Source organism: Micromonospora sp. WMMD980, from assembly GCF_029626035.1.
Taxonomy (GTDB): Bacteria; Actinomycetota; Actinomycetes; order Mycobacteriales; family Micromonosporaceae; genus Micromonospora.
Genome location: NZ_JARUBE010000003.1, coordinates 1,541,937 through 1,555,117, shown reverse-complemented (window position 1 = coordinate 1,555,117; position 13,181 = coordinate 1,541,937). Strand labels below are relative to the sequence as shown.

The 13,181-nt window shown below is 72.2% G+C and carries 13 protein-coding genes; 5 read left to right on the top strand and 8 right to left on the bottom strand.

Annotated features, from left to right (window positions below):
- Positions 1-999 (bottom strand): sugar ABC transporter permease, encoded by a 999-nt coding sequence (locus tag O7618_RS07505; protein WP_278105253.1) that lies wholly within the window; start codon positions 997-999, stop codon positions 1-3.
- Complete coding sequence (locus O7618_RS07500; protein WP_278105251.1) at positions 996-2,309, bottom strand: extracellular solute-binding protein; 1,314 nt, start codon at positions 2,307-2,309, stop codon at positions 996-998. Before O7618_RS07500 ends, O7618_RS07505 begins: the two co-directional genes overlap by 4 nt.
- Positions 2,310-2,443: 134 nt before the next feature.
- Between O7618_RS07500 and O7618_RS07495 the strand changes: the two genes are divergently transcribed.
- Complete coding sequence (locus O7618_RS07495) at positions 2,444-3,448, top strand: LacI family DNA-binding transcriptional regulator (RefSeq protein ID WP_278105250.1); 1,005 nt, start codon at positions 2,444-2,446, stop codon at positions 3,446-3,448.
- Positions 3,449-3,455: 7 nt separating this feature from the next.
- Here O7618_RS07495 and O7618_RS07490 read toward each other — a convergent pair whose 3' ends face one another.
- The gene (locus O7618_RS07490) at positions 3,456-4,940 is read right to left on the bottom strand and encodes an RICIN domain-containing protein (RefSeq protein WP_278105249.1); all 1,485 of its coding nucleotides are present in this window, start codon (positions 4,938-4,940) and stop codon (positions 3,456-3,458) included.
- Between the two features lie 174 nt (positions 4,941-5,114).
- Between O7618_RS07490 and O7618_RS07485 the strand changes: the two genes are divergently transcribed.
- Positions 5,115-6,308 (top strand): endo-1,4-beta-xylanase, encoded by a 1,194-nt coding sequence (locus tag O7618_RS07485; RefSeq protein ID WP_278105248.1) that lies wholly within the window; start codon positions 5,115-5,117, stop codon positions 6,306-6,308.
- A gap of 7 nt (positions 6,309-6,315) precedes the next feature.
- On the opposite strand, the gene O7618_RS07480 is transcribed toward O7618_RS07485, so the two are convergent.
- The 4 genes from O7618_RS07480 to O7618_RS07465 form a co-directional block, all read right to left on the bottom strand.
- Positions 6,316-6,873: a DUF5872 domain-containing protein gene (locus tag O7618_RS07480; protein ID WP_278105247.1), complete on the bottom strand. Its 558-nt coding sequence runs from the start codon at positions 6,871-6,873 to the stop codon at positions 6,316-6,318.
- Between the two features lie 39 nt (positions 6,874-6,912).
- On the bottom strand, positions 6,913-7,446 hold the full coding sequence (locus O7618_RS07475) for a hypothetical protein (RefSeq protein ID WP_278105246.1): 534 nt from the start codon (positions 7,444-7,446) through the stop codon (positions 6,913-6,915).
- A gap of 69 nt (positions 7,447-7,515) precedes the next feature.
- Positions 7,516-8,229 (bottom strand): hypothetical protein, encoded by a 714-nt coding sequence (locus O7618_RS07470; RefSeq protein WP_278105245.1) that lies wholly within the window; start codon positions 8,227-8,229, stop codon positions 7,516-7,518.
- On the bottom strand, positions 8,222-8,809 hold the full coding sequence (locus tag O7618_RS07465; RefSeq protein ID WP_278105244.1) for a sigma-70 family RNA polymerase sigma factor: 588 nt from the start codon (positions 8,807-8,809) through the stop codon (positions 8,222-8,224). The genes O7618_RS07470 and O7618_RS07465 overlap by 8 nt, the downstream gene beginning before the upstream one ends.
- Before the next feature lie 67 nt (positions 8,810-8,876).
- On the opposite strand from O7618_RS07465, the gene O7618_RS07460 reads away from it, so the two are divergent.
- Complete coding sequence (locus O7618_RS07460) at positions 8,877-10,451, top strand: FMN-binding glutamate synthase family protein (RefSeq protein WP_278105243.1); 1,575 nt, start codon at positions 8,877-8,879, stop codon at positions 10,449-10,451.
- A gap of 121 nt (positions 10,452-10,572) precedes the next feature.
- Positions 10,573-11,772: a sugar efflux transporter gene (locus O7618_RS07455; RefSeq protein WP_278105242.1), complete on the top strand. Its 1,200-nt coding sequence runs from the start codon at positions 10,573-10,575 to the stop codon at positions 11,770-11,772.
- A 29-nt stretch (positions 11,773-11,801) separates the two neighbouring features.
- Here O7618_RS07455 and O7618_RS07450 read toward each other — a convergent pair whose 3' ends face one another.
- Complete coding sequence (locus O7618_RS07450) at positions 11,802-12,461, bottom strand: class I SAM-dependent methyltransferase (RefSeq protein ID WP_278105241.1); 660 nt, start codon at positions 12,459-12,461, stop codon at positions 11,802-11,804.
- Between the two features lie 291 nt (positions 12,462-12,752).
- Here O7618_RS07450 and O7618_RS07445 point away from each other — a divergent pair, with 291 nt between their 5' ends.
- Positions 12,753-12,983: a DUF2188 domain-containing protein gene (locus O7618_RS07445; protein ID WP_278105240.1), complete on the top strand. Its 231-nt coding sequence runs from the start codon at positions 12,753-12,755 to the stop codon at positions 12,981-12,983.
- Positions 12,984-13,181 lie beyond the last annotated feature (198 nt).

Below are 13,181 nucleotides of genomic sequence, written 5' to 3'. Positions count from 1 at the left end.
TCAGTTCGCCCTTCTCGTGATGGCGCCCTCGATGTCCCGGCGGAGCAGGAAACGCTGGAACAGCAGCGCCGCGACGAAGGAGATGACGAACAGGATCACGGCAACCGCGTTGCCGTAGCCCCAGAGCCGGGCGAAGAAGCCGTTGTCCACCATGTAGGTCGCCATGGTGGCCGACGCGCCCAGGGAGCGGACCGCGGGCACCGAGGTCACCCAGACCACGTCGAAGACCTGCAACGAACCGATCATCGACAGGAACATCCAGATCCGGATCGTCGGGCCCAGCAGCGGCAGCGTGATGTGGCGCTGGATCTGCCACCAGCTCGCGCCGTCGATCGCGGCGGCCTCGGTCAGCTCGTCCGGGACGTTGGACAGGCCGGCGAGCAGCAGGATGATGGCGAAGCCGACGTACTTCCAGGTGAGGACGAAGAGCAGGGTCCAGATGACCACGTCGAGGTCGGCGAGCCACGCCTGCACGAAGCCGCCCAGGCCGACCGCTCGCAGCAGCACGTCGACGGTGCCGTCGCCGGTCAGGATCAGCTTCCACATGATGCCGACGGTGACCTCGGCGAGCACGTACGGCACGAACGCCAGCAGGCGGAACGTGGAGCGCCCGCGGAAGCGGCGGTTGAGCAGCAACGCGACGCCCAGTGCGATCGGGCCCTGGATCAGCAGCGACCCGAACACGACGATGGCGTTGTTGCGCAGCGCGTCCAGGAAGATCGGGTCCTGGAAGGCCAGGACGTAGTTCTTGAAGCCGACGTACTCGGTGGGCGGACCCACCCCGCGCCACCGGAACAGGCTGTAGTAGAACGCGAAGCCCATCGGCACCAGCACGAAGGTCACGTAGACGACGAGCGCCGGCGTGGTGAGCCCGACGATCTCGTACCACTTGCGACGGGTCTGGGCCCGGCGGGCGGACGGGCGCGCGGCGGGCCGGAGGCCCGCCGGCGGCGTGGGGACGCCGCCGGCGGGGAACCGGGTCTGGTCGGTGGAGGTCACTTGCTCGCGGCCGCCTTCATGGCCGCGACGACCTTCTCCGGGCTGCCGTTGCCGGCGAAGATGGCGACGATGGCGTCGTTCATCGCGTTGCCGACCGTGCTGCCGTAGGCGGTGTCCAGCCAGAGCTGCACGTAGGTGGCGTCGGAGGTGGCGGTCAGGATGGACTTCAGCGCCGGGTCGGTCACGCCGTCCGCGGCGCCCTTGGCGACCGGGAGGCCGGTGCCGGTGGCCGCGTAGCCCTTCTGCACCTCGGGGCTGACGATGTACTTGAGGAACTCGACACACTCCGCCGGGGCCTGCTTGGCACAGGCGAACCCGTCGCCGCCGCCGAGGGCCGCCTTCGGGTCACCCGCCGATCCGGAGATCGCCGGCACCGGGAACCAGCCCAGGAACTTCGCGAGCTTCGCCTTGTCGGTGGCGACCGTGTCCAGCGTGCCCCGGTTCCAGTCGCCCATCAGCTCCATCGCGGCCTTGCCGTTGGCCAGCAGGCCGTTCGCGCTGGTCGGGTCGTTCTGACCGGGCGTGGCGATGAAGTTGTTCTGGAACGGCTTGGTGTCGATGAATGCCTTGAGGTCCTGACCGGCCTTGACGAAGCACGGGTCGTCGAAGCTCCGGTCGGTGGTCGCCTTCTTCAGCGTGTCGACCGAGCAGGCCCGCAGCGCGAAGTTGTACCACCAGTGGGCGGCCGGCCACTTGTCGCCCGCGCCGAGGGCGATCGGGACGACGTTGATCGCCTTGAGCTTGGTGACCGCCGCGTTCAGCTCCTCGAACGTGGTCGGCGGCGCCGTGATGCCCGCCTTGGCGAACATGTCCTTGTTGTACCAGATGCCCTCGATGCCCATCCGGAACGGCAGGCCGTACTGCTTGCCGTTGACCTGCCAGATCTCGGAGGCGCTGCCGATGTCGGCGACCTCACCCTTGACCTGGTCGGTGATGTCCTTGAGGTAGTCGGCCTCGACCTGCTCGCGCATCTCGCCGCCGCCCCACGCCTGGAAGATGTCCGGCGGGTCGTTGCTCAGCAGCGCGGCGGGAAGCCGGGTGCGCTGGAGCTGGTTCGTCTCGATCGCCTCGATCTCGATCTTGACGGTCGGGTGGGCGGTGGAGAAGTCCTTGGCGACCTTCTCCCAGTACGTCTTGCCGGGGCCGTCCTGGGAGGCGTTGTGCCACCAGGTCAACGTCACCGGGTTCTTGTACAGCTCACTTCCCGTGTCTGCTGCTTCGTCGTCGCCACCGCCGCTGCATCCGGCGGCGACGAGGGCGCTTGTCATCAACAGTGCCAGGACGGCACCGGCGCGGCGCTTCATCGCCATTAGATGTCTCCTCGACCGCTCAGTCGGGTTACCTGTCGGGGAGTTTTACAGTCACGTAACTTGATGTCAATCGGTATCGATAACGTTTTCGAACTGTCGCGACGCGGCCCGGTGCGCCCTCTATCATCGTCGGCGTGGCCTTCCCGCAGCGCGTCAAGATGTCCGACGTGGCACGTACCGCCGGCGTCTCGGTGGCGACCGTATCAAAGGTTGTCAATGGTCGGTACGGCGTCGCCCAGGCCACCGTCGAGCGGGTGCAACAGGTCATCCACGACCTCGGCTACGAGGCCGACCTGGGCGCGCAGAGCCTGCGCAGCCACCGCACGAACGTGCTGGGCATCCTGGTCGCCGAGTTCGAGCCGTTCTCGACCGAGTTGCTGAAGGGCGCCTCCCGGGAGGTCGCCGGCAGCGGCTACCAACTGCTCGCCTACTCCAGCGGCGACGGCGAGGGCGCCGCCATCGGCTGGGAACGACGGTCCCTGGCCCGGCTCTCCGGCACGCTCATCGACGGCGCGGTCATCGTGACGCCGACCGTGGTCGAGACCAAGCACGGCTTCCACGTGGTGGCCGTCGACCCGCACACCGGCCCGTCCGGCCTGCCCACCGTCGACTCGGACAACTTCGCCGGCGCGGTGCTCGCGACCAACTACCTGCTCTCGCTCGGCCACCGCCGGATCGGGCACATCAGCGGTCGCCGCGACCTCGAGTCGGCGCGCCTGCGCGAGGCCGGCTTCCGGCAGGCCATGGCCGACGCGGGCGTGGCGGTGGACGAACGGCTGGTCCGGGTCGGCGGCTTCCGGATCGAGGGCGCCGCCGGCACCGCCGCGGAACTGCTCGCGCTCCCCGACCGGCCGACCGCGATCTTCGCCGGAAACGACCTGTCCGCGATCTCCACGCTCGACGTCGCCCGCGGCATGGGCATCCCGGTGCCGAACGAGCTGTCGGTGATCGGCTTCGACAACGTTCCCGAATCGGCGCTGGTCGACCCGCCGCTGACCACGATCCGGCAACCGCTGCAACGGATGGGCGCCGAGTCGCTGCGCCTGCTGATCGACCTGATCGCCGGCGTGGAGCGCGACGCGCACATCCGGCTCCCCACCGAGCTGGTGGTGCGGGCCTCCTGCCGGCCGCTCGGCTAGCCGGCGGTCAGACGGCCGTGCGCGACCACCGCTGGTTGGCGCCGGTGTTGCACGGATACTGCTTGAGGACCACGCCGTCCGCGGTCGAGACGGCCGGCACGTCCACACACTTGCCGCTGTGGCGGGCCCGGAGCTGGAACCAGGTGCCGTCGGCGACCATCTGGAACTGCTGGTTCGTGCCGCTGCCGCAGGTGTACTGGATCAGCTCGGCGCCGTCGGCGGTGGAGGCACCCACCACGTCGAGGCACTTCCCGCTGTGCCGGCTGACGATGCGCCAGAAGCCGCCGCCGGCGTCGGCGAACTGCCACTGCTGCCACGCGTTGCCGCCGTAGGTGTACTGGCCGACGCGGGCGCCGTTGTCGGTGTTCGGCGCCTGGACGTCCATGGCCTTGCCGCTGTGCCGCACGGTGATCCGGTAGAACGTTCCGGTCGACGGCGGAGGCGTGGTGGGGCCGCCGCCGACGGTGTCGCCCCAGCCGTAGCGGATCCGGTCCGCGCCCGCGGGGTTGCGGACGGTCAGGCGCAGGTCGGTGCCGCTGCCGCCGAGCGAGAACATCGAGTACCAGTCGTAGCCGATGTTGCCGGGCTTGCCGCCGAGGGCGGGCCAGTAGGTGCCGCCCATCCGGTTGTCGCGCATCACCTGGGCCACGGCCCGGATGTGCCGCACGAAGTTGTCGGTGCTGTTCGCGTCGGCGTAGTCGCGGCCGTCGTTCATGGGCGCGCCGAACTCGGTGACCACCGCACGGGGGGCGCAGGCGCCCAGGCGGGTCTGCACGTGGCTCCGGAAGGCGTCGTAGCTCATCGGCTCGTAGAAGAACGCGTAGTGGTGGACGGAGAACAGGGTCGAGGCGAAGCGCGGGTCGTTGCAGACGTCGCGCAGGTCCTGGCTGAACCCGGTGCCGCCGACGAGCACCCGGGCGGGCACCGCCGAGTAGTGGTAGCGGAGCCACTCGGCCGCGACGTCGCGCCACTCCGCCGAGCTGTAGCCGTGCGGCTCGTTCATCGGCTCGAAGTAGACGTTCGGGTTCGCGCCGTAGGTGTTCGTCACCGTGGACCACATCGCGTTCCAGGCGGCGAGGTTCGTGATCCGGCCGCCGGAGGCGGCGCCGTCCTCCCAGTAGGCGAGGATGACCTTGAAGCCGCGGGCGGTGGCGGCGTCGACGGCGCCCCGGTAGGCCTCCCACCAGGCCGTGCCCACCGTGTGGGTGTTGATCGGCAGCCGGACGGTGTTGACCCCCATGCTGGCCGCCATGGCGTCGTAGAGGGCGTTGGCCTTGGCGCGCACCGTGGCGTTGCTGTCGGAGGCGCTGAGCCCCTGCACGACGAGCGGACCGGTGCTGAAGTTGTCGCCCAGCACGGCCCAGTTCATGCCCCGGAACCCGTTGGTCGCGGCGGTGGCCGGCGGCGACGCGACGACCACGCCGCCGACCGTCGCGGTCAGGGCCGCCACCAGCGCGATCAGCGTACGACGAACCGATCGACCTCGCGCCATGACGCCTCCCTCTAGCGATGTTTGTCTATGTTCACGTTAACACCTCCGCACGTCAAGGCATCGACGGGTGCCGCGGGCGATTGACGGGGCCGCATCGACCGCCGTAACGTTCCGGCCGAGTCTCGGAAATGTTCCCGGAAGTTTCGGACGTTCGCGCTCGCCGGAAGGACCACCATGAAACCGAGCCGCTGGCTCGCCGCCGGCCTCGTCGCCGTCGCGACCGCCGCCGCCCTCAACGTCGTGCCCGCCACCGCCGGGCGCCCCTACGACCCGACCACGCAGAGCCTGCGCGACCTGGCCAAGCGCCACGGCCTGTACGTCGGCACCGCTGTCGACATGGCCACCCTCGACAACGCCGCCGAGCCCCGCTACCGGGAGTTGGCCGGCTCCGAGTTCTCCACCGTCACCGCCGAGAACGTGATGAAGTGGGAGAGCCTGGAGCCCACCCGGGGCACCTACGACTGGGGCCCGGCCGACGAGCTGGCCGCCTTCGCCCGCCAGCACCAGCAGCGGGTCCGCGGCCACGTGCTGGTCTGGCACAACCAGTTGCCGACCTGGCTCACCGAGGGGGTCGCGGACGGCTCGATCGACACCGCCGAGCTGCGGCAGATCCTGCGCGACCACATCACCGCCGTGGTCCGCCACTTCAAGGGCCAGATCTGGCAGTGGGACGTGGTCAACGAGGCGGTCAGCGACCCCTGGGACACCCCGTCCACCCTGCACTACAAGGGCTTCTGGGCGCAGCACCTCGGCCCCGGCTACGTCGCCGACGCGTTCCGCTGGGCCCGCGCCGCCGACCCGAAGGCGCTGCTGTTCTACAACGACTACAACATCGAGGCGTTCGGCTCCGGCAACCCGGCCGACGACAAGACGCAGTTCGTCTATGAGATGGCTCGTGACCTGCGGGCCCGTGGCGTGCCGATCGACGGCGTCGGCAGCCAGGGGCACCTGGGCACCCAGTACGGCAACTACGACACCCTCCAGGTCGTCGCCGCGCTGCGGAAGTTCGCCGGCCTGGGACTGGCGACGGCGTTCACCGAGGTGGACGTGCGCAGCCAGATGACCGCCGGGGTGCAGGCGGGCGACTCCGCCGAGATCAACCCCCGGTTGCAGGCCTCCGCGGCCAACTTCAGCACGCTGCTGCGGGCCTGCCTGGCCGAGCGGCACTGCCTGTCGTTCACGCTCTGGGGCTTCACCGACAAGCACTCCTGGGTGCCGGGCGCGTTCTCGGACCCGCCGGAGGGCCTGGCCACCGTCTACGACGAGAACTACCGGCCGAAGCGGTCGTACCAGGAGTTGAAGGCGGACCTCATCTACTCCGGGCCGCCGTTCGTGCTGCCCCGCATACCGCAACAGCCGCGCCGGTAGGTCACGCTCACGCTGTCCGGCGGCGGAGTTCCGACTCCAGCCGCCGGATCAGCGTGCTGCGGGCCTGGCCACGGCGCTCCCGGCGCAGCGCCGCGTCGAGCTGGCGCCGGCCGAGGTCGCGCACCAGCTTGACCGCCTCGGCCACCGGCAGTTCGTTGACCTGCTCGGCGGCTGTCGCGTCCCGCCGGGCCCGCTTCGCCGGGCCGGTGTTCGGGACGTACTGCCGGCCGGAGCGCGAGGCGCGCCGCTTGCGGGTGTCGGTCGCCCGCCGGTCCTTCTCCGACAGCTCCTCCCATGCCTGTTTCGGCAGGTAGCGCTCGGTTTCGCCGTCGTGCCGCGCCCGCGTGTCACCGGAGCGGGTCTGCCACTGCTCGCCGCCCCAGCGCTGCAACGAGCGCTGCCGTGCGTCCTTCGGACCCGCGAAGCCCCCGCCACGCTTCTTGTACTCGTTCGTCAGCAGCTGCGACTTGCGGGCCGACCACTGCCCCGGCCGGCCCCCCTTGTCGGAGGCCTTGATCTCCTCCTTGAGCTGCTCCCGGAGTTCCGGCTTCGTGTACTTCGCCATGACCCGGCGTTACCCGGAGCGGGCGCGGCCATGCCCGCCTCACGAGGCGGCGGCGTAGGCGAGGTCCATCGTGTCGACCCGGCCGGACCAGGCCAGCCGCAGGTGCCAGCACCCGGGCGCGGGCAGGTCGACGATGGACGGTCCGGGGCCGCCGGCCACCTCCCGGGTGACCCGGGTGCCGTCGCCGTCGAGCGTCGCGGTGATCACCAGCGTGGTGGACGCCGCCGGGTCGGGCGAGGCGGACGCCGGACGCCACACCCAGAGGATCTTGTTGGTCGGCCCCTCGCTCCGGCTGACGGTGAGCGGGTGCCCGAACAGGATCGCGACGATCTCGCCCCGGTCACCGAACACGTGCGGCATCCGGGTGTCGCCGCTGAACCCGGCGTCCGCCCAGTCCGGCAGCCGACCGGTCGCCACCGGGGAGTGACAGCCGGTCGACGCGGCCGGTGCGGCGGCGCTCGACCCGGCCGGCGCGGCATCCGACGCGGCCGGTGGCCGAGTCGGCGATCCGGCGCTCGCGCAGCCGCCCAGCAGCAGCACCGACACCAGCGAGATCCTGCCCGGACGGGACATCCGGCACCCCCGATCTATCGACGACGAACCTGTCAGCAGGACACCGGCCACGCCCGGGAGGTTCCCCGCTCAGCCCAGCGAGCCCGCGATGTCCAGCGCCTCGCCCTCGGTGAGGTCGCCCTCCAGGCGATAGCTCACCCCGGCGTCCTGCCAGATCAGCGTCGCGGCGGACAGGCGCGCGGTGGCCACCCGCACCGTCCCGCGCCGATCGACGTACGCCAGCGCGTGCGGGCCACCGACCCAGATCGCGAAGTCGCCGTGCAACTGGGTGAACGTCACGTCCGCGCCGGCGGCCCGCTTGTGGAACGCGACGTCGAGCGAACCGTCGAACGCGTCCAGGCGCAACGCCCCGCCCCGCCAGAGCAGGCTCGCCACCCGGTGGGCGCCCGCGCCGTCCGGGTCGGCCACCAGCACCCGCTCGGGGGCGCCGAGCCGGGCCGGCACCCGGATCGGGAAGTGGACCTGCCGCTGCGCCTCGACCAGGCCGACCGGACGCTGCCCCGGCAGCGGCGACGGCGTACCGGTGGGTGGCGCCGGGGTGGCCGAGGTGTCCACGACGACGCCGGCGAACCGCAGCAACCCGGACACCGCGTCGGCGACGGCGGCGCGCCCCGGCGGCAGCGCCGCCACGAGCAGCGCGGCGAGCGCGGCGGACAACCAGTACCGCCAGCGCCGGCGCGGTGGCGCGGCGACGCGGGCGTGGACCCGGGCGGCCACGTCCGGCGGCGCGGCCGGTTCCAGCCAGGCGGACAGGGCCCGCAGTTCCCGCTCCAGCTCATCCACGGTGCGCCACCTCGCGGTCGAGCAGGCCACGCAGCTTCGCCAGGGCGCGGTGGGTGCGCGACTTCACCGTGCCCCGGGGCAGCCCCAGCACGGTCACGGTCTCCTCCTCGGTGAGGTCGAGCAGGTACCGGCAGGTGATCACCTCGCGGTCCCGGGCGGGCAGCCGGCGCAGCGCCGCCACCAGCGCCGTCCGGCGTTCGGCGGCGAGGACCGCGCCGAGCCCGTCCGCCTCGGTGGCCCCGGTCGCCGGTTCCGCCGCCGCGGCCCGCAGCACCAGCCCGTCCCGCCGCCCGCGCGAGCGGTGCAGGTTGCGGCTCTCGTTGGCCACGATCGCGAGCAGCCAGGACCGGAACGACGCGTCACCCCGGTAGCGGGACAACTTCCGGTACGCCTTCACGAACGCCTCCTGGATGACGTCCTCCGCGTCCGGACCGGCGCCCAGCAGCACCGCCGTCCGGTACGCGGACGCGGTGTGCCGGGCGACCAGGAGGTCGTACGCCTCCCGGTCACCGGCGCGTACGCGGGTGACGATCTCCTCGTCGTCCAGGGCAACCTCCGCCTCGGTCCACTTCCCTGACATGACACCGCCCGGGCGGCAGAGGTTCCACCGGAGTTTGACCGGTCGCCGCAGCGGAAAGAGTGCCGGGATGAGCTGGGCCAGGAGAGCCGTACCCACCGCCGTCGCCGCCGTCGCCGCCATGGCCGCGCGGGACCTGCTGCAACGCGACCACGCGCTGCGGCGCAACTTCCCCGTCCTGGGCCGCGCCCGCTACCTGATCGAGTCGATCGGGCCCGAGCTGCGCCAGTACATCGTGGCCGGCAACGACGAGGAACGGCCCTTCACCCGTGACCAGCGACGCTGGGTGTACGCGTCGGCGAAGCAGGAGAACAACTACTTCGGGTTCGGCACCGACAACGACATCGAGCACACCCGCGGCTACCCGATCATCAAGCACCGTACGTTCGGCCGGGCCGTGCCCCCGTCGACCCCGGCCGCCGGGCACGACGTGGCGCTGCCGTGCGCCAAGGTGCTGGGCGCGGCCCGTGGGCGGGCGCGGGCGTTCCGGCCGGAGTCGGTGGTCAACATCTCCGGGATGAGCTTCGGCTCGCTCTCCGGCAACGCGGTCGAGGCGCTGAACCGGGGCGCCGCGCTCGCCGGCTGCCTGCACAACACCGGCGAGGGCGGGCTGTCGCCATACCATCGCAACGGCGGTGAGCTGGTCTTCCAGCTCGGCACCGCCTACTTCGGCTGTCGGGACGAGCGCGGCCGGTTCAGCCTGGACCGGCTCAAGGACCTGGTGGCCGGCGCGCCGGTGCGGGCGTTGGAGATCAAGCTCAGTCAGGGCGCCAAGCCGAGCCTCGGCGGCCTGCTGCCGGCCGCGAAGGTCTCCGCCGAGATCGCCGCCACCCGGGGCATCCCGGCGGGGCAGGACTGCGTCAGCCCGTCGCGGCACGCCGAGTTCTCCGACTGCGACAGCCTGCTGGACTGGGTGGAGCTGCTCGCCGCCGAGACCGGCCTGCCGGTCGGCATCAAGTCCGCCGTGGGTGACCTGGGCTTCTGGGCGGAGCTGACCACGCTGATGCGCGACACCGGCCGGGGCGTGGACTTCGTCACCGTCGACGGCGGCGAGGGCGGCACCGGCGCCGCCCCGCTGATCTTCAGCGACTCGGTGTCGCTGCCGTTCCAGCAGGGCTTCTCCCGGGTCTACCGGACGTTCGCCGAACGCGGCCTGCACGAGCAGGTGGTGTTCGTCGGCGCCGGCAAGCTCGGCCTGCCGGACAACGCGGTGGTCGCGTTCGCGCTCGGCGCCGACATGGTGAACGTGGGCCGGGAGGCGATGCTGGCGATCGGCTGCATCCAGGCGCAGAAGTGCCACACGGACACCTGCCCGACCGGCGTCGCCACCCAGAACGCGTGGCTGGCCCGCGGCCTGGAACCGGCCCGCAAGTCGGTGCGCGCGGCCAACTACCTCCGCACGCTCCGCCGCGACCTGGTCAAGGTCGCCGAGGCGTGCGGCGTCGAGCATCCCGGCCTGATCGGCACCGACTCCGTCGAGATCGTCGACGGCCGGACCAGCGCCACCCCGCTGGACCAGGTGTACGGCTACCGGCCGGAGTGGGGGCTGCCGTCCGCCGCCGACCGGGCGGAGATCGTCCGACTGATGACGCCGGAGGCCCCGCGCGGCGGCAGCGCGCCCCCCTCGGCCACCGCCGTCGGCTGAGGTGTGAGGCGGGGCCCCCGATTGACGCATTCCGCATCGGCGGGGCCCCTTCTCAACATCCGGTCCTTGCGGGCGCTAAACCGCTTCGGGCCGGTCGGGGGTAGGGCGTAGCGTGCGCCGCATGGCTGTGGACACCAGGCCGGCGGCGCGCGCCGGCCGCCTTCGCCTGCTCCCCCTTGCGCTGATGTTCCTCAGCGTCGGCCTGTCCGTCGCCGTGGTGCTGCCGTTCCTGTCGCTGTTCCTGGACAGCGCGGTCGGCGCGGGGCCGGTGCGGGTGACCGTGTTCCTGGTCGTCGCGCCGCTGTCCGGCGTCGCGGTCTCCACGCTGGTCGGCCGCCTGTCGGACCGGTGGCCGATCCGTCGCCGGCTGCTCGTCGGCGCGGCGCTGGCCGGGATGGTGGGGGCGGGCCTGACCGCCTTCGTCCGCGACTACTGGGTCCTGCTGGCGCTGACCGTGACCGCCGTCGCGCTGGCCAACTCGCTGTTCCCGCAGTCGTTCGCCTACGCGCGCCAACTCCTCGACCGGGACAGTCCGGGCCGGGCCGCCCTGGGGATCAGCGTCATGCGTACCGTGTTCTCGCTGGCCTGGGTGGCCGGCCCGGCGCTGGCCGCCGTGCTGCTCTCGGTCGGCGGCTTCCGGCTGGTCTACGGCGTGGCGGCCGGCATGTACGCGACGGCGGCGCTGGTGGCCGCCCTCCGACTGGAGGAGTTGCCGCTCGCGGCTCGGCCGGCCGTCGACGCCCCGGGCGCCGAGCTGCCCGGGGCCCCGCGGTGGCGGCTGGTGTTCACCGTGGCCGCGTTCGTCCTGGTGCAGTGCCCGATGACGCTCGGCGTGCAGGCGTTGCCACTGTTCATCGGCCGGGACCTGGGTGGCGAGCCGGCCGACGCGGGGCTCGTGCTGGGGTTGTGCGCGGCGTTGGAGATCCCCCTGATGCTCGGGTTGGGGGCGTTGACCGCGCGGGTCCCACTGCGCCCGCTGATCCTGTTCGGCGCCGGATGCGGCGTCGTCTACTACGCGGTCGCCGCCGCGGCGCCGTCCGTCGCGGTGCTGTTGCTGGCGCAGCCGGTCAACGCCACGTTCATCGCGGCGGTGTCGGGCGTCGCCATCACCTACGTGCAGGACCTGCTGCCCGGCCAACCCGGGCGGGCGACCACGCTGTTCACCAACTCGTTCCCGATCGGCGCCATGCTCGCCGGTCCGCTGCTCGGGATCGCCGCGCAGGCGGGTTTCCGCTGGGCGTACGTCATGAGCACCGCGCTGTGCGGCGCCGGCCTGCTGGTCCTGCTGCTGACCCGGCCCCACCCGCCGGTGCGGGCGTGACGGTGTGACGCGGTCCGTCGCCGCGCGGCTCAGCGGCGGCGGACCAGGACCACGTGGTCGACCAGTTCACCGGTGTGGCCGTCGTGGGTGGCGGTGCGGCGGGACTCGCCGAGCCGCTCGGTCTCCCAGCCGTCCGGGTCGAGGTCGATCGCGGCGATGATCTCGGCCGGACTGGCGAACCGCGGGTCGTCGGGGTCGAGGCCGGACCAGGGCGGCGGGGCGCCGTGCTCGACGACGAGCAGCCGGCCGCCGGACGCCACCACCTCGGCCGCCGGGGGCAGCACCTTCTCCCGGGGCAGGGCCAGCGGGGACTGGAAGAACTGCGCCGACACCAGGTCGAAGGAGCCGGTCGGGAAGCCGTCGGCCAGCAGGTCGCGGCGCACGGCGGTGATCCGGTCCGCCACGCCGGCCCGCTCCGCCTCGACCGCGAGCCGCTCCAACGCGACGGCGGAGATGTCCACGGCGGTGACCTGCCAGCCCTGCCGGGCCAGCCAGATGGCGTCACCGCCCTCGCCGCAGCCCAGGTCGAGCGCGGTGCCGGGCGGCAGCGCGCCGGCCACCTCGGCGAGCACCGGGTTCACCCGGCCGCTCCAGATCCGGTCGGACTGCCCGTAGCGCCCGTCCCAGAACTCGGCCGGGTCGGTGTCCGCCGGCGGGTCCTGGCGGTGCGGGTGGTGGTGTCCGGTCATGCCTGCCTCCTTCGCCACCGGGCACGTCGGCGGCCCGGTCCCGCCATCGTGCGCCCGGGCCGCCGGTTCGGCAAGGATCCTTGCCGGACCGGCAAATTGCTGACGGGTAACGCGATCGGGGTCACCCCTGCGGGACCCCGGGTCGACCCCACCGCCCGGATGACGGAACCCGGCAAGATATCGAGCAACCGACACGCGCCCACCCGCGTCGGCCCGGAACGCGGCAGGATTAGCCCACGGCTCCCCGGGGCAGACATTCGTCATCGACCACGGATCCGAGGGAGCGACGGCATGGCCAAGGGCGACATCGACACCTACCAGCAGGACGGGCAGTGGAAGAACCGCCCCGAGGGCAACGACCGGGCGACCAGCCGCCACGACACCAAGGCGGAGGCGGAGGCGGCCGGCCGGGACATGGCGGCCGAGCGCGGCACCGAGCACGTGATCAAGAAGCAGGACGGCACGATCGGCGAGAAGAACACGTACCCGCGCAGCCGCGACCCCCGCGAGATCCCGGGCTGAGCCACAGCCCCACGAACGCCGGACGGCGCCGGACCCGCGAGGGCCCGGCGCCGTCCGCATTTCCGCTAAAAACTTTTGTTGGGTTCCTACAACGGCTCCCGGTCAGGGTTCGGTGATTACGATATGGCGCCACTCGCTGGCAGACGGAAGGGTGAGGCAGGCCGGGGGCACCGCCGCCGCCCGGCGCTACACCGTGGG